Source organism: Actinomadura sp. NPDC049753, from assembly GCF_040674655.1.
GTDB classification, from domain to species: domain Bacteria; phylum Actinomycetota; class Actinomycetes; order Streptosporangiales; family Streptosporangiaceae; genus Spirillospora; species Spirillospora verrucosospora.
Map to the genome: position 1 here is coordinate 1 of NZ_JBFARL010000007.1, position 16,613 is coordinate 16,613.

At 72.8% G+C, this 16,613-nt stretch carries 17 protein-coding genes and 1 pseudogene; 10 read left to right on the top strand and 8 right to left on the bottom strand.

Going from position 1 to position 16,613, the window contains the following annotated elements:
* Positions 1 to 1,232 (bottom strand): DUF4185 domain-containing protein (locus tag AB0K37_RS03460; RefSeq protein ID WP_363974121.1); only part of this gene is annotated, 1,232 nt, incomplete at its 3' end.
* A 401-nt stretch (positions 1,233 to 1,633) separates the two neighbouring features.
* On the opposite strand from AB0K37_RS03460, the gene AB0K37_RS03465 reads away from it, so the two are divergent.
* From AB0K37_RS03465 to AB0K37_RS03475, 3 genes are all read left to right on the top strand, one after another.
* Positions 1,634 to 2,338: a DUF998 domain-containing protein gene (locus AB0K37_RS03465; RefSeq protein ID WP_363974124.1), complete on the top strand. Its 705-nt coding sequence runs from the start codon at positions 1,634 to 1,636 to the stop codon at positions 2,336 to 2,338.
* A 62-nt stretch (positions 2,339 to 2,400) separates the two neighbouring features.
* Positions 2,401 to 2,766, top strand: a complete 366-nt coding sequence (locus tag AB0K37_RS03470; protein ID WP_363974127.1) for a YciI family protein — start codon at positions 2,401 to 2,403, stop codon at positions 2,764 to 2,766.
* A gap of 106 nt (positions 2,767 to 2,872) precedes the next feature.
* Positions 2,873 to 4,123, top strand: a complete 1,251-nt coding sequence (locus tag AB0K37_RS03475; RefSeq protein ID WP_363974129.1) for an RNA polymerase sigma factor — start codon at positions 2,873 to 2,875, stop codon at positions 4,121 to 4,123.
* 69 nt (positions 4,124 to 4,192) lie between these two features.
* On the opposite strand, the gene AB0K37_RS03480 is transcribed toward AB0K37_RS03475, so the two are convergent.
* Positions 4,193 to 5,248: a hypothetical protein gene (locus AB0K37_RS03480; protein ID WP_363974132.1), complete on the bottom strand. Its 1,056-nt coding sequence runs from the start codon at positions 5,246 to 5,248 to the stop codon at positions 4,193 to 4,195.
* A gap of 83 nt (positions 5,249 to 5,331) precedes the next feature.
* Between AB0K37_RS03480 and AB0K37_RS03485 the strand changes: the two genes are divergently transcribed.
* A complete protein-coding gene (locus AB0K37_RS03485; protein WP_363974135.1) occupies positions 5,332 to 5,922 on the top strand; it encodes a TetR/AcrR family transcriptional regulator in 591 nt (196 codons plus the stop codon).
* A gap of 36 nt (positions 5,923 to 5,958) precedes the next feature.
* Here the strand turns inward: AB0K37_RS03485 and AB0K37_RS03490 are convergent, their stop codons facing one another.
* The gene (locus tag AB0K37_RS03490) at positions 5,959 to 6,960 is read right to left on the bottom strand and encodes an ATP-dependent DNA ligase (protein WP_363974138.1); all 1,002 of its coding nucleotides are present in this window, start codon (positions 6,958 to 6,960) and stop codon (positions 5,959 to 5,961) included.
* Between the two features lie 197 nt (positions 6,961 to 7,157).
* Between AB0K37_RS03490 and AB0K37_RS03495 the strand changes: the two genes are divergently transcribed.
* The 6 genes and pseudogenes from AB0K37_RS03495 to AB0K37_RS03520 all read left to right on the top strand — a co-directional run bounded on the left by AB0K37_RS03495 (position 7,158) and on the right by AB0K37_RS03520 (position 13,115).
* The gene (locus AB0K37_RS03495; protein ID WP_363974140.1) at positions 7,158 to 9,251 is read left to right on the top strand and encodes a peptidoglycan recognition protein; all 2,094 of its coding nucleotides are present in this window, start codon (positions 7,158 to 7,160) and stop codon (positions 9,249 to 9,251) included.
* A gap of 55 nt (positions 9,252 to 9,306) precedes the next feature.
* Positions 9,307 to 9,666 carry an MmcQ/YjbR family DNA-binding protein gene (locus AB0K37_RS03500; RefSeq protein WP_363974143.1) on the top strand — a complete coding sequence of 120 codons (360 nt, stop codon included), beginning with the start codon at positions 9,307 to 9,309 and terminating at the stop codon, positions 9,664 to 9,666.
* Positions 9,667 to 9,884: 218 nt separating this feature from the next.
* Positions 9,885 to 11,126 carry an amidohydrolase gene (locus tag AB0K37_RS03505; RefSeq protein WP_363974146.1) on the top strand — a complete coding sequence of 414 codons (1,242 nt, stop codon included), beginning with the start codon at positions 9,885 to 9,887 and terminating at the stop codon, positions 11,124 to 11,126.
* A 169-nt stretch (positions 11,127 to 11,295) separates the two neighbouring features.
* Positions 11,296 to 11,679, top strand: coding sequence for an SgcJ/EcaC family oxidoreductase (locus AB0K37_RS03510; protein ID WP_363974149.1), 384 nt, complete (start codon positions 11,296 to 11,298; stop codon positions 11,677 to 11,679).
* A gap of 10 nt (positions 11,680 to 11,689) precedes the next feature.
* Positions 11,690 to 12,625 (top strand): annotated as a pseudogene (locus tag AB0K37_RS03515) (sigma-70 family RNA polymerase sigma factor); the annotation flags it as partial.
* Between the two features lie 58 nt (positions 12,626 to 12,683).
* Positions 12,684 to 13,115 (top strand): DUF6069 family protein, encoded by a 432-nt coding sequence (locus AB0K37_RS03520; protein ID WP_363974152.1) that lies wholly within the window; start codon positions 12,684 to 12,686, stop codon positions 13,113 to 13,115.
* Position 13,116: 1 nt separating this feature from the next.
* On the opposite strand, the gene AB0K37_RS03525 is transcribed toward AB0K37_RS03520, so the two are convergent.
* From AB0K37_RS03525 to AB0K37_RS03545, 5 genes are all read right to left on the bottom strand, one after another.
* Positions 13,117 to 13,326, bottom strand: coding sequence for a hypothetical protein (locus tag AB0K37_RS03525; RefSeq protein WP_363974155.1), 210 nt, complete (start codon positions 13,324 to 13,326; stop codon positions 13,117 to 13,119).
* Positions 13,327 to 13,435: 109 nt separating this feature from the next.
* A complete protein-coding gene (locus AB0K37_RS03530; protein ID WP_363974158.1) occupies positions 13,436 to 14,587 on the bottom strand; it encodes a hypothetical protein in 1,152 nt (383 codons plus the stop codon).
* Positions 14,587 to 14,970 (bottom strand): Rid family detoxifying hydrolase, encoded by a 384-nt coding sequence (locus tag AB0K37_RS03535; protein ID WP_258940161.1) that lies wholly within the window; start codon positions 14,968 to 14,970, stop codon positions 14,587 to 14,589. The genes AB0K37_RS03530 and AB0K37_RS03535 overlap by 1 nt, the downstream gene beginning before the upstream one ends.
* Positions 14,971 to 14,980: 10 nt before the next feature.
* The gene (locus AB0K37_RS03540) at positions 14,981 to 15,931 is read right to left on the bottom strand and encodes a sugar kinase (RefSeq protein WP_363974161.1); all 951 of its coding nucleotides are present in this window, start codon (positions 15,929 to 15,931) and stop codon (positions 14,981 to 14,983) included.
* Positions 15,928 to 16,593 carry a bifunctional 4-hydroxy-2-oxoglutarate aldolase/2-dehydro-3-deoxy-phosphogluconate aldolase gene (locus AB0K37_RS03545; protein WP_363974164.1) on the bottom strand — a complete coding sequence of 222 codons (666 nt, stop codon included), beginning with the start codon at positions 16,591 to 16,593 and terminating at the stop codon, positions 15,928 to 15,930. The genes AB0K37_RS03540 and AB0K37_RS03545 overlap by 4 nt, the downstream gene beginning before the upstream one ends.
* Positions 16,594 to 16,613 lie beyond the last annotated feature (20 nt).

Below are 16,613 nucleotides of genomic sequence, written 5' to 3' on the forward strand. Positions count from 1 at the left end.
GGACCGCCGACGTGGCCGAGTAGAGCCTTCGCCATGACTAAGGGTCCTCCACGCTGAGTAACCAGCAGCGAGAGCATGTTGATCTTGTACTGCATGATCCGGTAGTTCCTCGGGTCGTACCACTGGCTGACGATGATGTGGAAGTTGCCGAACGTCGAGCCGGGGACGACGAAGCCGCCGTAGGGGCTGGCGACGAGGTTGGCCGCTTCGGCCCGGGGGTCGGACGGCAGGATCATCGTCTGCTCCAGCGTCCGCGTCAGGTCCGAGGTCGGGAGCGGGAAGACCATCGCCCGGATCGAGAGCGGGTTCATGTTCAACCAGGTCAGGACGTACTTGCCGTCCATGGCGCGGAAGCAGATCTCGCCCCACTTGCGGACGCCGAAGACCGTGGTCGGGGGCGCCCCCCAGCGCCAGTCACCGTCGGCGTAGCCCCAGGGCTCGTAGGCGTTCGGGTCGCCGAGCCGCTCCTTGCGCACCCGGTGGAGCAGCATCCCCGAGTCCCGCTCCCGGTTGAAGACCGTCGACAGGACGTAGCACCACCCGTCGTCGGCCACCGCGTAGGTCTTCTGCTGGAACTGGCCGCCGTGCAGGTCGCCCGGCCACTGGCACAGGTACTCCCAGGTCTCGCCGTTGTCGGTCGAGCGCCAGAAGTCGGTGTGGTGGGTGTCGAAGATGACCCCGCGCATGAGATGCATGTACATGACGCCGTCCACGACGAAGGCGTCGGAGGGGATCGCCGTCGTGGCCTTGTCGCCGACCGGGTTGTGCGGCTCGTGGACGAGGGCCCTCGCGTGGCCTCCGCCGACGCTCCCGTCGATGCGCAGGTTGTTCACGTCGCCGTTGCTGGAGCGCAGGCCCACGGGGGCGCGCCAGTCGTCGGCGGGCTCTCCCGGGTTCGGCACGTGGTCGCCGTTGAAGGTGTCGCCGCAGACGAAGAGCATGGTGCCGTCCGGGCACCGCACGGGGATGCCGAGGTCGGTCCACGGCGAGGCGAACGGGCCGGTCTCGACCGGGCCGCTCAGGTTCTTGATCTTGGTCGCGAGGGTCGGGCTGGACGGGTCGCCCGGCCCGCCGGCCGTCCTCACCGTCGCCTGCCGCCCGTCCTGGCTGAAGCCGACCCACCCCGCGCCGACCGCTCCCGCGCCGAGGGCGACGCCCGCGCCCACCCTGAGGAGCTTGCGGCGGGAGAGACCGCCGGCGTCCGTGCCCTTGCCGTCCGATGGACGTGTCATCTGGCGATGCCTTTCAGGTCGACTCTCATGCACTGGAGATGCCCTTGGCGCCGCGGCCCTTGGCGAGGATCGGCAGATCCCGGTCGTCCGGCGACAAGCTCAGAAGAACATCAGTGTCTGTTTTACCGTAGGACGGGAGGAGTCGCCAGGGAATCACGATCAGTTATCCGATTTATCCGGCGGCGGGTCACCGAGCGTCCGGTGGTCGAGCGGTTCCGCGCGGTGCCGCCACGAGGTCGGAGCCCGCTGATCAGGCAGAACACCCCGATCGGCCGCCCGCCGGAAAAGTCTTCGAGAAAAATCTCGCTGGTCTGTCGAAACCGCGTCTTCCCGTTCGAAGTGTCGGCAGAGGGCCGAGAGGGGCAGCAGGAGCCGGGCCCACGGGACGCGAGGAGACGATCGTGATCGAGCAGCGGACGAGGAGCACGTCGAGGGCCGCGCACCGGGAGGCCCGCGACCGGGAGACCGGCGTGACCAGGTCGCTCCTGGGCTACGGGGTCATCGCAGGGCCGGTGTTCATCGCGGTGGCGCTCGCCCAGGCGCTGACCCGCGACGGCTTCGACCTCACCAGGCACGCCTGGAGCCTCCTGGCCAACGGCGACCTCGGCTGGATCCAGATCACCAACTTCCTGGCTGCCGCGGCCACGACCATGGCCTGCGCGGCCGGCCTGCGCCGCGCCCTGGCCCCGGGGCGGGGCGCGACCTGGGCCCCTCGGCTGGTCGGCGGTTACGGCGCGGGCCTGCTCGCCTCGGGCGTCTTCCGCGCCGACCCGGCGATGGGCTTCCCGGTGGGGACGCCGGAGGGACCGGGCGCGGTCAGCTGGCATGGCGCGCTCCACCTCGCCGGCGGCACCGCCGGCTTCCTCTGCCTGATCGGCGCCTGCTTCGTCATCGCCCATCGGTTCGCGGGCGAGAACCGCCCGGGGTGGGCCCTCTACTCCCGGCTCAGCGGTGTGCTCTTCCTGGTCTCGTTCGCCGCGATCGCCTCCGGCGGCGGCGCCGCGTGGGCCACCGTGACCTTCATCGCCGGGATCCTGATCAGCTGGGGCTGGTTGTCGGCCCTGTCGATCCACCTGTACCGGCGCGCCGAGCCCGGCCGCGGCTGAGCGCCGTCCCCCGACCACCCGTTCGTCCGACACCGTCATCGAAGGAGAGCACCGTGCGATACATGATCACTCTCAGGGTCACCGACCGGCCCGACACCCCGCCACCCGCCGAACTGATGGAGGCCATCGCCAAGCTCGGCGAGGAGGCGACCAGGTCCGGAGCCCTTCTGGACACCGCCGGGCTGGCGCCCAGTTCGGAGGGGGCCCGGATCACCCTCGCCGGGGGTGCGCTGAGCGCCGTCGACGGCCCGTTCGCCGAGGCCAAGGAGCTGATCAGCTACGCCCTGTTCGAGGTCCGCTCCAAGGAGGAGGCCATGGAGTGGACGTCCCGCTTCCTGAAGGTCCACCGCGACCACTGGAAGGGCTGGGAGGGCGAGGCGGACCTGCTGCGCGTCATGGGCCCGGAGGACTTCGCCGCCCCGGCCTGACCACACCACCGGCTCACCGAGCCGCCGCCCCCGGCCGGGTTCCGGCCGGGGGCGCACGCGTCGGCGGGCGGTGCGGCGGCGGTCGCCCGGGTGGTTTGATCGGTCCATGACGGGTGGCGACTCGCACCGGACGATCGAGGCGGTCTGGCGGATCGAGTCCGCGCAGGTGGTGGCGAGCCTGGCCAGGCTGGTCAACGATGTCGGCCTGGCCGAGGAACTGGCTCAGGACGCCCTGGTCAGCGCGCTGGAGCAGTGGCCGCGAACCGGCGTGCCCGACAACCCGGGCGCATGGCTCATGCTCACCGCCAGGCACAAGGCGATCGACCTGATCCGCCGCAACGCCCGGTACGCCGGCAAGCTCGCGGAGATCGGCCGGGACCTGGAGGTCCGCCGGGAGTCGGCCGAGGCCGAGCTGGACGACGCCCTCGACGACCACATCGGCGACGACCTGCTCCGCCTGCTGTTCACCGCCTGCCATCCCGTGCTGCGGCCCGAGGGGCGGGTGGCGCTGACCCTGCGCCTGCTGGGGGGCCTGACGACGCAGGAGATCGCGCGGGCCTTCCTCGTCCCGGAGCCGACCGTGGGACAGCGGATCTTCCGGGCCAAGCGCGCCCTCGCCGACGGGCGGGTGCGGATCGAGCTGCCCCCGCCGGCCGAGCTGCCCGCCCGGCTCGCGTCCGTCCTGGAGGTCAACTACCTGATCTTCAACGAGGGCTACTCGGCGACCGCCGGCGACGACTGGATGCGTCCGGCGCTGTGCGAGGAGGCGCTGCGCCTGGGCCGCCTCCTGGCCGATCTCATGCCCGGCGAGTCCGAGGTGCACGGCCTGGTCGCCCTGATGGAGATCCAGGCGTCCCGGACGCGCGCCAGGACGGGCCCGGACGGCGAACCCGTCCTGCTCCTCGACCAGGACCGGAGCCTGTGGGACCGCCTGCTGGTCAACCGGGGGCTCGCGGCCCTCGCGCGCGCCGAAGCCCTCGGTACGCTCGGCCCGTACGGGCTGCAGGCCGCGATCGCCGCCTGCCACGCCCGCGCGGCCGCCGCCGAGGACACCGACTGGGAGCGGATGGCCGCCCTGTACCGGGTGCTCGCCCACCTCGCCCCCTCCCCGGTGGTGGAGCTGAACCGCGCGGTCGCGGTGAGCATGGCGTACGGCCCGGCCCGGGGCCTGGAGATCGTTGACGCTCTGCGGGGGGAGCGTTCCCTCAGGAGCTATCCGCAACTGCCCGCCGTACGCGGCGACCTGCTGGAGAAGCTGGGCCGCCTGGACGAGGCGCGGGCGGAGTTCCGGCGCGCCGCCGAGCTCACCCGCAACGAACGCGAACAGGCCCTGTACCTCGCCCGCGCGGGACGGTGACCGCCACCGGAACCGGCACTCCGATCGCCGGCCGCCCGCGTGACCGGAGATCGGAGCTCCCCGCCTAGGTCATCGGTGGATGCCGAAGGTGTGCGCGACGTGGGGTGTGTCGACCAGGGTGTGGGGCGCCAGGGCGTGATAGGCCCAGACGTGCACCCACGCGTTGCCGGTGCGCACGGTCAGCCAGGCCTTCACCATGCCGGGGCCGAAGTAGGTGAGCAGCAGGAAGGCGATCGAGAGGGCCGCCTCCCGGGGGGACCCGTACTCCGCCCAGGAGTCCCACACGTGCAGGGCCGCGTAGGCGAGTCCGCCGAAGATCACGGTGGTCGCGGTCGAGCCGGTCAGCCTGGCGAAGCGCGGGATCAGGATCGCGTAGACGAAGACCATCGTCGGCAGGACCGTCCCCGCCATGTAGAGGACGAAGGTGAGCGGCGCGCCCAGCAGCAGCTGCCTGGCGCCGAGGTCGAAGATCTCCGGCCGCAGCGCGGCGGTCTGCACGGCCGCCTCGACCAGCAGCACGACGACGATCAGGCGGAGGTCGCCGCGCCGGTCGGCGGAGACCAGGTTGAGCGCCCGGGCGGAGTAGCGGCGCCGGAAGTACACCAGCGGCGCGATCGCGAACACCACCAGGTTGTAAGCGGCCCAGGCGATCGCCTCGGCCCGCGTGACGTGGTCGTTCGTCTCGTTCATCGAGCCGGCCAGGTGCAGGCCGAACGGGTGCCAGCCGAACGCCCGGCCCACCGCGAACCCGAGGGCGAGCCCGCCCGCGCCGTAGGCGATGAGCAGCAGGGTCTCGCGGAGCGCGGTGGCGCGCTCGGGGGCGCGGGCCGCGAGGTCGGGCCTGGTCCGGCGCCGGGTGAGGAGGAAGACCAGGGCCATGATGAGGAAGACCTCGGCGAGCCGGACGTTGAGGTCCACCAGATAGGCGGACGTGGTGCGCTCTCCGGCGTCGTGCAGGTCGAGCGGGAGCCTGCGCCCGGCCAGGACCAGCGTCAGCGCGTTCGCCGACGCCCATGCCAAGGCGGCCAGCCATACGGCGCGGCTGCGGAGCGGCGACGCGGCCGTGCCGCCTCCTGTCGGCGGACCGGTGCCGGACGGGCGTCGCGAGGGGGATCTCAGGCGCATCGGGCGATCTCCGTTCGACGTTTTACTAGCACGACTGTGCTATTTCCGAGCGGATAGTAGCACGACTGTGCTAGTAATGGGGGATGCCAAGAGTGGTGGACGGTGAGCAGCGGCGCCTGGACGTGGCGGCGGCGGTGTTGCGGGTGGTCCTGCGCGACGGACTGGACCGGGCCTCGGTCCGCAACGTGGCGAGCGAGGCCGGCCTGTCGATGGGGTCGCTGCGGCACTACTTCGCGACGCAGTCCGAGCTGCTGGCGTTCACCCTGCGCGCGATCATCGAGCGGATCCAGCGACGCATGGCGGCGCTGCCCCCCGAGCCCGATCAGCGGCGCCGCGCCGAGATGGTGCTGGCCGAACTGCTGCCGATGGACGAGGAGCGGGCCGTCGAGAACCGGGTATGGCTGGCCTTCACCGCACGCGCGATGGTCGATCCGACGCTGCGGGCCCTGCAGAGCGAGGGGTACGGCCTCCTGCGCGAGGGCTGCCGCTCCCTCGTGCGCTCCCTGGACGTCCCCGAACCCGCCGTGGAGTACGAGACCGACCGGCTGCACGCCCTCGTCGACGGCCTGGCCGTCCACGCCGCCACCCACCCCCACCTGACCACCCCGGCGCGGATGCGCGAGATCATCGCCGTCCACCTCGCCGGACTCGGCCGTCCCGCCGGTGCCGCCTGACCGGGCCTGCGGCACCGCCGCCGAGTGTTTCCGGGGTCACTCCAGGTTCAGGTCCTGGGGGACGTCGCCGGGGGTCAGGTCGTGTCTCAGGCGGAGGAAGCGGGCGGCGTGGCGCCAGCGGCCGTGTTCCACGGCGGCGTCCACGCTGATCTCCGCGACGGTGTCCGGGGCCACCCGGGTGTAGTGGATCGGGTCTCTGGTGGAAGGGAGGCCGCCGGCCCAGCCCGCGGGCAGGGGCTCCGGCCAGGGGTGGTCCGGGCCCGCCTCCGACAGGGCGCCGGCCAGCGCGGTGCGCGCTCGGGGAGTGAGAGGTGTGGTCCGGGCGACCACGCGGAGCGCTCCGGCGGTCGTGTATCTGCCCAGGAGCAGGGTCTGCGGCTGTTCGAGGGTGCCGGTCACCCCGCCGACGAGCGCCTCGGTCGTCGTGCGGTGCTTCACCTTCCACCAGCCGCGCTTGCCCTCCTTGTAGGGGTCGCCCGCGGCCTTCACGACCAGGCCCTCGATGCCCTGCGCGACGAGGATCTCGAACCACAGGCGGGCTTCGCCCACGTCGCGGAGCTGCGGGCAGAGGACGATGCGGGAGGTGCCGGGAAGGTCGCGCAGGAGGCGCTCCAGCTCGGTGCGGCGGGCGGAGAGGGGGGCGGGGCGGTGGTCCGCTCCGCCGGCCTCCAGGACGTCGAAGACGACGTAGTGGCACGGCTCGGCGACCGGGGAGCCGGTGCGGCGGGTGACGTGGCGGCGCTGGAGGGCGGAGAAGTCCAGGCGGCCGTCCTCTCCCCAGCGGACGATCTCGCCGTCCACCACCGTCCCGGGCGGGAGGGTGCCGGAGACGGCGGAGACGATCTCGGGGAAGGCCGCGTCCAGCCGCTTGAGACGGCGTGACCAGAGCTGGACATCGCCGTCCTCTCCCACCCGGGCGACGCAGCGGAACCCGTCGAACTTGGGTTCGTAGCGACAGCCGCCCGAGCAGGCCTTTTCCTGGGGGATGCGGTCGATCGCGGTCGCGGCCATGGGGGCGACGGGTCCCTGGATGCGCACCCCCACCCCCGATCGCGGCTCGTGTCCGAGGTACCCCGCCGGTGGCGCGGCGAGTGCCCTGCGGCCCGGGTTTGGGCAGCTCATTGCCTCGCGCAGGCCCTGTCGAGGGCGCCGGTCGAGCCGGTCGGGCGAGATGTAACGTTCTGAACGACCCCGGCGCTGAATGATCACCTGGGTCGGAAGGTGAACGGGGAAGCATGCTCAAGCGCACAGTGATCGGGACGTCGCTCGCCGCCGTGGCGGTGGCGGGAACGGTGGTCTGGACGGTCTCGTCGACGTCGACGGCGACGACGGCGTCCGCGACCCGGCCGGGGCCCGGACGGGTCCACGCCCGCGCCCTCGGTGACATCGCCACCGCGGCCGCCGCGGGCCAGAAGGCCAAGGGGCTGCCCGCCACGGAGACCGAGCCGTTCAGCCTCGTCGGCGTCACCTGGAACAAGCCGCGCGAGGAGCTCAGGGGAACCGTCCGGATCCGCACGCGGGACGCGAAGACCGGCCGCTGGTCGGGGTGGCGCGCCCTGGAGCCCGAGCTGGCCGACGCCCCTGACCGGGGCGGGCGCGGCGGGACGAACGGGCTGTGGGTCGGCCCGTCCAACGGTGTCGACGTGCGCGTGACCGGGCAGAAGGGCCGCACGCTGCCGGAGGGCCTGCGCGTCGACCTGATCGACCCGGGCGCCTCCGCCGCGACGGCGACTCCGCGGGCGGCGGGGCCGGACGGCGGCACCGGGATGAAGCTGGTGGCGGCGACCACGCCCCTCGCCGGGCCCGTCACCGCTCCGAAGCCGGCGATCGTGGCGCGGGCCGGATGGGGCGCGGACGAGTCCCTCGTCAAGGAGCCGCCGGACTACGACGCTTCGGTCAAGGCCGCGTTCGTCCATCACACCGACACGGGCAACGGGTACTCCTGCACCGAGTCGCCGTCGGTGATCCGGTCGGTGTTCCTGTACCACGTGCAGAGCCAGGGCTGGAACGACATCGGCTACAACTTCCTCGTGGACAAGTGCGGCACGGTCTTCGAGGGGCGGGCCGGGGGCGTCGACCGCCCCGTCCACGGCGCCCACACCTACGGGTTCAACACCGACACCACCGGGATCGCCGTCCTCGGCACCTACACGGCGGCGAACGACCCGGACGTCCCGGGCGTCGCCCCCACCAAGGCCGCCCTGGACGGCGTCGCGAAGATCGCCGCGTGGAAGCTCGGGCTGACCGGGGTCGACCCGACGGCGAAGACGACGCTGACGTCGGCCGCCCCCGACGGGACGGGCGGGAAGTACCCCTACGGGCAGCAGGTCGAGTTCAACACGATCTCCGGTCACCGCGACGGGTTCGCGACCGCGTGCCCGGGCGCGCAGCTCTACTCCGCGCTTCCCGCCGTCCGGACGGCCGCCAAGCAGATCACCGTCCCGGCCCTGAGCGCCACCGTGAGCGGCGCCACCGCCGCGGGGGGCCGCTACTACACCAAGAGCACGGCCACGCTGAACTGGACGCCGGCCGAGGGCGCGACCTACACCGTCAGCGTGGACGGCGCGACGGCCGCGACACCGGCCACCGGGGCCACGTCCGCCACGGTGACCCTCGCGCCCGGGACGCACTCGGTCCAGCTGAACGCCGCCTTCGCCGACGGGACGACCTCGGCGTCCCCCGTCTTCACGATCGTCGCGGACACGACGCCCCCCGTCATCTCGTCCCAGGCGCTCTCCCTGCGCAAGGCGACGGTCAACAGCGGCGCGTGGCCCGTCTGGCTCACCTGGAAGGCCGCCGACAACGGCCTTCTCAGCTCGCTGAAGGCCACGTCGCCCGCGGCCAAGACGTTCTCCACCACCACGACGCAGTGGGCCGCGGTGTCCAAGCCGGGCACGACCCAGACCTGGACGCTGGCCGGCACCGACGCCGCGGGCAACACCGGAACCTCCAGCCTGAGCCGCTACACCGGCGGCCAGACCGAGGGCGCCGCGCGCCGCACCGGCACCTGGGGCGTCAGCACGACCAGTTCCTACCTGGGCGGACGCGGCATGTACAGCAAGTACCGGGGCGCCAGCGCGAGCTGGACGTTCACCGGGCGCACCGCGGGCCTGATCTTCAAGCGCGCCTCCTATCTCGGCGCCGTGTACGTCTACGTGGACGGCGTCAAGATCGGCACGCTGGACACCCGGGCGTCGACCACGGCCTACCGCCAGCTGATGTGGACGCGCACCTGGAGCACCAGCGGCACGCACACCATCAAGATCGTCGTGGCGGGCACCTCGGGCCGTCCGATGGTCGGCATCGACGGCCTGGTCTACCTCCGCTGACTCCGGCGGGTCGGCCCCGGCCCCGGCGGGCCGCGGCCGACCTAGAGTGTGACGAGTGGCAGACGGGTCGTGGCGTGATCGCGTGATCGCGGAGTGCCTGGCCAAGCCGGGCGCGCTGGAGGACTATCCGTTCGGCGACGAGGTGGCCGTGTTCAAGGTCGCCGGACGGATGTTCGCGCTGGTTCCGCTGGGCGCGTCGCCTCCCACCGTCAGCCTCAAGTGCGATCCGGGCCTCGCGGAGGAACTCCGCGCCAGGCACGCCGCGGTCACGCCCGGCTACCACCTCGACAAGCGGCACTGGAACACCGTGGTGCTCGACGGCTCGGTGCCCGACGAGGAGGTGTGGGAGCTGGTCGACCACTCCTACGACCTCGTGGTCGCCAAGCTCACCCGCGCCCAGCGTTCCCGGCTCTGACCCTCTTCCCGATCACGGACGGAACCGACCTTTCCTGACTGGGGTTTTGCGCAAATAAAGCCCTTTTCTAGATGATCTTCCTATTTCTCCCTTTTGGCCGATTCATAAGGCCGCCACTTGCCGAGACCGGCATATTTGCGAAACCGCGTATTCGGTGTACGGTATTCCCCGTGGCGATCATCAGACGCCGCGAACAAACGAAACAGGAAAGGAAAGTCATGTCCAAGATCTGGACCCCGGGCGCGGGCGCGCCCGGTTTCGACCCCCGCAGCCTCAGGCGCGGGCTCGACGAGTACCTCCTCCGCTGCGAGCAGGAGCTGATCGGCATCCGCCGTGACCTCCACGCGCACCCGGAGGTGGCGTTCCAGGAGTTCCGCACGACCCAGATCATCGTCGACTTCCTGACGGCGATCGGCCTCCGGCCGCGGGTCCTGCCCAACGGCACCGGCGTCATCTGCGACATCCGCGGGGGCGACGGACCGATGATCGCGCTGCGCGCGGACATCGACGCGCTGCCCCAGAAGGACACCAAGCTCGTCTCCTACCGCTCGACGGTGGAGGACGCGGCGCACAACTGCGGCCACGACGTGCACACCGTCATGCTGCTGGGCACCGGGCGCTACCTGGCGATGCTGGCCGAGGCCGGCATGCTCCGCGGCACGGTCAGGCTCATCTTCCAGCCCGCCGAGGAACTCCCCGGCGGCGCGCGGAACGTGATCGCCGCCGGGGGTCTGGACGGGGTGCAGCGCATCTTCGCGCTGCACTGCGACCCGACGGAGGAGGTCGGATTCCTCGGTCTGAAGACCGGGGGGATCACGTCCTCCCTCGCCAAGGTCCTCATCACGCTCACCGGGCGGGGCGGGCACACCGCGCGGCCCTTCGAGACCGAGGACCTGGTCACGGCCGTGGCGAAGGTCGCGACGGAGCTGCCGGCGGTGCTGGCGCGCAGGATCGACGCCCGTTCCGCCCACGTGCTGGGCTGGGGCCGGATCTCAGCGGGCCTGACCGCGAACGCGATCCCCCCCGAGGGTGAGCTGGAGGGAACGCTCCGCTGCGCGGACCCGCTGGTCCGGCAGTGGGCCCTGGCCGTGATGCCGGAACTGCTCGCCGCCCTGACCTCGCCCTACGGGGTCGGGTGTGAGCTGACCATCCCCGTCGACATGCCGCCCACGGTGAACGAGGCGACGAGCGTGGAGATCTTCCGGGCCGCCGGTACCCACGCGCTCGGTGAAGACAAGATCATCGACACCGAGCAGAGCCTGGGCGGGGAGGACTTCTCCCTGTACACCGAGAAGATCAAGGGCGCCTACGCGCGCTGGGGCGTGCGCACGCCCGGCACGCCGAAGTACGGCCTTCACCAGAGCGGCTTCGACGTGGACGAGCGCTGCATCGCGCTCGGCGTCGACCTGCTGGTGCACACGGCGCTGACGGCTCTGGACCGCTCGCGGTCTGAGGCCTGACGCACCGAGCGGCCGTGATCGACCACGCGTCGGTCACGGCCTGGGGGCCCGGTTCACGCCGGGCCCCCTTCACGTTTCCTCCGCGAGATTTCTCGTGGCGGAGCGATGAATCGGTGAGCCCTCCGCAGTACACACCTCGACCGATCCGGTTCGAGAAGGGAATCACGCGATGAACAGCGACGAGACGGCCGTCCGCGAGGTGTTCGAGCGGCTGTACAAGGCGTGGGGCGACGGCGACGCCGACGCGTTCGCCGACCTCTACGTCGAGGACGCGACCGTGGTGATGCCCGGCGTGTTCAACCGGGGCCGCGAGGCCGTGCGCGGCTACATGGCCGCCGCGTTCGAGGGGCCGCTCAAGGGCTCCCGAGCAGTGGACGAGCCGCAGGACGTCCGCGTGCACGGGGACACCGCGATCGTCGTCAGCAGGGCGGGCATCATCATGGCGGGGGAGCAGGAGTTCCCGCCCGAGCGCGAGCGGCTCGCCACGTGGGTGCTGTCGCGCCGGGACGGACGCTGGCTCGTCGCCGCCTACGCCAACGCGCCCGCCCGCTGACAGGGGGACCACCATGGACGAGGATCTCGACTCCTACCGGCGCGAGCTGCTGGTGCACTGCTACCGGATGGTCGGCTCGGTGCACGAGGCGGAGGACCTCGTCCAGGAGACGATGCTGCGCGCGTGGCGGGCCCGGGACCGCTACGAACCGCGCCTGGCGTCCGTCCGCACCTGGCTCTACAAGATCGCGACGAACGTGTGCCTGACGGCGCTGCGGGGGCGGGCCCGGCGCCCGCTCCCGTCGGGGCTCGGGGGGCCGAGCGAGGACCCGGACGCGCCGCTGAGCCCGGCGTTCGAGGTGCCGTGGTTGCAGCCGTTTCCGGACGCGCTGCTCGACGACCCGGCATCGCGCGTCGTGCGGCGCGGCAGCCTGCGTCTGGCCCTGGTGGCGGCGATGCAGGCACTGCCGCCGAGGCAGCGCGCCGTGCTGATCCTGCGGGACGTCCTGGAGTTCGGCGCGGCCGAGGCGGCGGAGCTGCTGGAGACGTCCCCGGCCGCGGTGAACAGCGCCCTGCAGCGCGCCCGGGCGGGGGTGGCGGGCGTCGCGGAGGAGGAGATCACCGAGCCGGACGACGCGGAGGTCGGCGCCGTCCTCGACCGGTACGTGAGGTCGTTCGAGGCGGCCGACGTCGACGGGCTGGTGGCGCTGCTGACCGACGACGCCGTCATGGAGATGCCGCCCGTGCCGCTCTGGTACCGGGGGCGGCGCGACTACGGGCGGTTCATGGCGCGGGTGTTCGCGATGGCCGGCACCGACTGGCGGATGGCGCGGACGTCCGCCAACGGGCAGCCGGCCCTCGTCGCGTACCGGCGGTCCGAGGGCGCGTACCGGCTGCACACCCTCCAGGTCTTCACCGTGACGCCGCGGGGCGTGGCGCGCAACGTCGTCTTCCAGGACGCGCGGGTGTTCGCCGCGTTCGATCTGCCGGAGATGTTCGGCGGATGATGTCGATTCCGGGGGCGCGGCTTCGACTTCCTTTCAGAAGCCCTGAAAGGAGCACATCATGGACATCGCTCAGACGCTCACCAGCGGCGCCCGCCCGATCTGGCTGACCGGGGCCGCCGCGGCGCTGGCGGGTTCCGTCGCCACCGAGCTGTTCGGCCTGGCCGCCCGCGCGGCCGGCGTCCCGATGGAGGCCGGCGGCGTCGGCGCCGACACCGCCGAGCCGATCATGGTCGGGATGTTCGCGATGGGGACGGTCATCTGCACGTTCTGGGGGACGGTCCTCGCGATGCTCCTCGCGCGGTTCGCCGGGAACCCGTCCCGGACGTTCGTGCCGGCGGCGGTGGCGCTGACGGTCGTGTCGTTCACGACGCCCGTCGCCGCGGGCGCCACGGCGACCTCGACGAAGGTGATGCTGTGCGCCGCGCATGTCCTGGCCGCGGCGATCATCATCCCGATGTTCGCCCGCCGCCTGTCGGCCGCGGACGACTGAGTCATCGCCAGCGCGCCGCGCGCTCCGCGGCGGCGTGCCACCAGGCCGGGGGGGAGGGGGCGGCGGCCCGGGACGTGGGCTGGCCGGGGTGCAGTCCGAGGCGCCGGAGGGCCTCGGCCCGCACCTGGACGCTGTACCAGCCGCGCGGGCGCCCGTCGTCGTCGCGCCCGCAGGCGAGCCCTATCGTGATGTCGTCGTTCTGGAACGGCATCCAGTCGATGCCGCGGTCACGCAGTCAACGCCGCAGTGCGGCGGCGGGCCGCGGGCAGCCCTGGACGTTCTCGTACGTGACGACGGTGATCCACGCGTTCATGCGCCCATCATGCCCCGGCGGACCGGATGCGGTCGAGGACGGGCAGCGGGGACAGGCCGTAGGCGTAATAGTCGACCGTGTCGGCGCCGGAGGCGCGGGCGGCGGCGGCCTTGGCGGACAGGTGCTCGGCCGAGGTCGTGTCGGGATGGCCGGGGCGCAGGACGGCGCGGAGCACGGTGTCCGGCCCCAGCACGGCCCGGTAGGCGGCCACGTCCTCGGCCACGCGGGCGGTGTCGTGGGCGTAGCAGAGGACGGCGTAGGACGGGACGGCCGAGCCGAGCGCCGCGGGGTCGACGCCGACCCGCCAGGCGGACGCGGCCGCCGGGGCGCCGGTGGGACGTCCGTCCGCGTAGCCGAGGACGGCGCCGGTGAGGTCGAGGAACGTCAGCCGGGAGCCCTCGGCGGCGATGGCGGCGGCGACCTCGGCGGCCAGCGATGTCACGATCGGCGAGCGGGCACGGGCGTACTCGGTGAGAACGTCAGGGAGGTCGGCGGCGGGCGGGCCGCCGTCCAGGACCTCCCCGACCAAGCGGGCCGCGGCGTCGCGGGCGTTCGCCGCGTCCGGGAGAAGGGCCAGGCAGTGCGGGCAGAAGCACAGGCCCAAGGAGAACTCGGCGGCAGGGCCGAGGTCCACGAAAGAGCGTTCGTGGTGATAGCCGTGGCCGAACGTCCCGAAGTGGAGGGATTCCGCGACGACGGAGTCCACGCCTTGGCGGGCGATGGCGCGACCCAACGCGATGGCATATGCGCGGACGTCCGGGTGGGACGGGCATAGGTCGGCCGGCGCACCACGGTCGCCGAAGCAGTTCTCTTGCGTGACGTCCGGGAAAGTGAGGCCGAGCGTGGTGTTGTGCAGGAAAACGCCCCAGCCGTGCAGCGCGATTCCACGCGCGCGGGTCTCTTCTCTGAGCGCCTTTATGGGCTCCTGGTCGGCGCCCTTCTGCACCGGCGGCACCAGCCGGAGCCCGTCGAAGACGTCGCCCAGGGGGAAATGGACGCCGTCGTGGCGGAACGTGACGCGCGTCGTGCCGTGCGGTGTCACGTCACGGGCGCGGTGGTAGGCGGCGCCGATCGTGATGGCCGAGACCCCGTGGGAGAGGATCCGCGCGGCGTCGGCGCCGCGCAGATCCTCCACCATGGCGAAGAGGGACGAGTCCATCAGCTCTTCTTGTAGGCGACGAAGTCGATCTCGACGAGGATGTTCATCAGCTGCGATCCCACGGTGGTGCGCACCGGGTAGGGCTTGGTGAAGTGCTCCCGGTAGACCTCGTCGTAGGCGGCGAAGTCGCGGTGCAGGTCCTGGAGGTGGACGGTCGACTTCACCACGTCGTCCAGGCCGAGGCCGTGCTCGGCCAGGATGGCGGCCAGGTTGGCGAGGGTCTGCCGGGTCTGCGTGGCGACGTCCGTGCCGACGATCTCGCCGGTCTTCGGGTCGAGCGGCCCCATGCCGGACGTGTACACGAAGTCGCCGACCACGAGCCCCTGCGAGTAGGTGCCGACGGGCGGGGCGGAGTCCGCGCTGCGAATCTCGCGCTTGCTCATATCTGTCTCCTTATCGGGTGACGTCGTTTTCCGCGGTCTTCAAGAGTTCCAGGTCGGCGCGGCTGGGGAGCCCCTCCCAGTCGCCGCGGACGGTGACGGCGTAGGCGCCCGCGGCCGTGGCGGTGGCCAGGCGGGCGGCGACGGGCAGGCCGCGGACGAACTCGGCGAGGTAGCCGGCGGCGAACGCGTCCCCGGCGCCGACCGGGTCCACGACCGGGACCCGGTGGGCGGGCTGGACGTGCAGCCGCCCCTCGCAGAACGCGACCGCCCCGGCGGCGCCCCGCTTGACGAGGACGTCGCGGGGGCCGAGCGCCGCCAGGGCGGCGGCGAGCGCGGCCGGGTCGTCGCCGGACACGACGAGGCGGGCCTCCTGCTCGGTCGCGAACACCAGGTCGGCGTGTTTGACCAGGGTGTGCAGGCGTTCCCCGGCCTCGGCGGGCGTCCACAGCGCCGACCGGTAGTTGAGGTCGAGGGAGACGGGGACGCCGGCGTTCCGCGCGGTGTCGACGGCGTCGTCCAGGGCCTGGCGGGCGGTGTCGCTGATGGCGGCGGTGATGCCGGTGACGTGCAGGACGCGCGCGGTCCGGATCAGGTCGTGGGGGACGTCGGACGGGCGGAGCCGGGAGCCCGCGCTGCCCGTCCGGTAGTACTGGACGCGGGTGAGCGTGCCCGAGCGGCGCTCCTTGAACAGCAGCGCGGTGGGCGCGGTGCCGTCCACCACCGTGTGGTCGAGCCGGACGCCCTCCCCGGCGAGCGCGGTGGTGATCAGCCTGCCGAACTCGTCGTCGCCGACGCGGCCGAACCAGGCCGCGCTGCCGCCGAGCCGCGCCAGCCCGATCGCCGTGTTCGACTCGGCGCCGCCGATGCCGAGGTCGAGCGAGCGGGCGTGCCGCATCGGCCCGACGGCGGGGTTCTCCAGCCGCGCCATGGTCTCGCCGAACGTGACGAGGTCGGGGCTCATCGGGGGGCCTCCTGCGGGGCGCGCTCCCCCGGGGCCGCCGCGGCGAGCAGCGCCCGCGCCCGGTCGGCCAGGGCGGTGAGGGAGCCGCCGTCGAGGGCGTCGCCGATGAGGGAGCCCCCGGCGCCGACCGCGATCGCCCCGGCCGCGATGTAGCCGGCGGCGGTGTCCGGGCCGATGCCGCCCGTCGGCAGCAGCCGCACGTCGCGGAACGGCTCGGCGAGGTCGCGCAGGTAGCGCGGCCCGAACGCGTTCGCCGGGAAGATCTTCACGGCGGTGGCGCCGAGGTCCCAGGCGCGGGCGACCTCGTTCGGGGTGAGGGCGCCCGGGTAGTAGCGCAGGCCCCGGTCGCGGGCCGCCTCGGCGACCTCCGCGCGGGTGTCGGGGGCGACGAGGAAGGACGCGCCGGCGTCCGCCGCGGCCTCCGCCTCCGCGCGGGTGCGGACCGTTCCGGCGCCGACCTCGACGCCCGCGGGCAGCCGGTCGCGGGCCGCGCGCAGGCCGTCCAGCGCGCCCGGGGTGTTGAGGGTGACCTCCAGGCAGCGGACGCCGGCGGCGGCCAGCGCGTCCAGGACGTCGGCGACGCGGTCGGCGCGGCGGCCGCGCACGACCGCGACCACGCCGGTGGCGGTCAGCGCGGGTCCCGGCGCCAGGCGGGGGATCATGGGGTTCCCTTCTCGGAGGT

Bases quoted from the DNA above. Each gene is read 5' to 3' on its own strand.
- AB0K37_RS03470 (WP_363974127.1), top strand. From the start codon at position 2,401: ATGATCACTCTCAGGGTCACCGACCGGCCCGACACCCCGCCACCCGCC.
- AB0K37_RS03475 (WP_363974129.1), top strand. From the start codon at position 2,873: ATGACGGGTGGCGACTCGCACCGGACGATCGAGGCGGTCTGGCGGATC.
- AB0K37_RS03480 (WP_363974132.1), bottom strand. From the start codon at position 5,248: ATGCGCCTGAGATCCCCCTCGCGACGCCCGTCCGGCACCGGTCCGCCG.
- AB0K37_RS03485 (WP_363974135.1), top strand. From the start codon at position 5,332: ATGCCAAGAGTGGTGGACGGTGAGCAGCGGCGCCTGGACGTGGCGGCG.
- AB0K37_RS03495 (WP_363974140.1), top strand. From the start codon at position 7,158: ATGCTCAAGCGCACAGTGATCGGGACGTCGCTCGCCGCCGTGGCGGTG.
- AB0K37_RS03505 (WP_363974146.1), top strand. From the start codon at position 9,885: ATGTCCAAGATCTGGACCCCGGGCGCGGGCGCGCCCGGTTTCGACCCC.
- AB0K37_RS03510 (WP_363974149.1), top strand. From the start codon at position 11,296: ATGAACAGCGACGAGACGGCCGTCCGCGAGGTGTTCGAGCGGCTGTAC.
- AB0K37_RS03520 (WP_363974152.1), top strand. From the start codon at position 12,684: ATGGACATCGCTCAGACGCTCACCAGCGGCGCCCGCCCGATCTGGCTG.
- AB0K37_RS03525 (WP_363974155.1), bottom strand. From the start codon at position 13,326: ATGCCGTTCCAGAACGACGACATCACGATAGGGCTCGCCTGCGGGCGC.
- AB0K37_RS03530 (WP_363974158.1), bottom strand. From the start codon at position 14,587: ATGGACTCGTCCCTCTTCGCCATGGTGGAGGATCTGCGCGGCGCCGAC.
- AB0K37_RS03535 (WP_258940161.1), bottom strand. From the start codon at position 14,970: ATGAGCAAGCGCGAGATTCGCAGCGCGGACTCCGCCCCGCCCGTCGGC.
- AB0K37_RS03540 (WP_363974161.1), bottom strand. From the start codon at position 15,931: ATGAGCCCCGACCTCGTCACGTTCGGCGAGACCATGGCGCGGCTGGAG.
- AB0K37_RS03545 (WP_363974164.1), bottom strand. From the start codon at position 16,593: ATGATCCCCCGCCTGGCGCCGGGACCCGCGCTGACCGCCACCGGCGTG.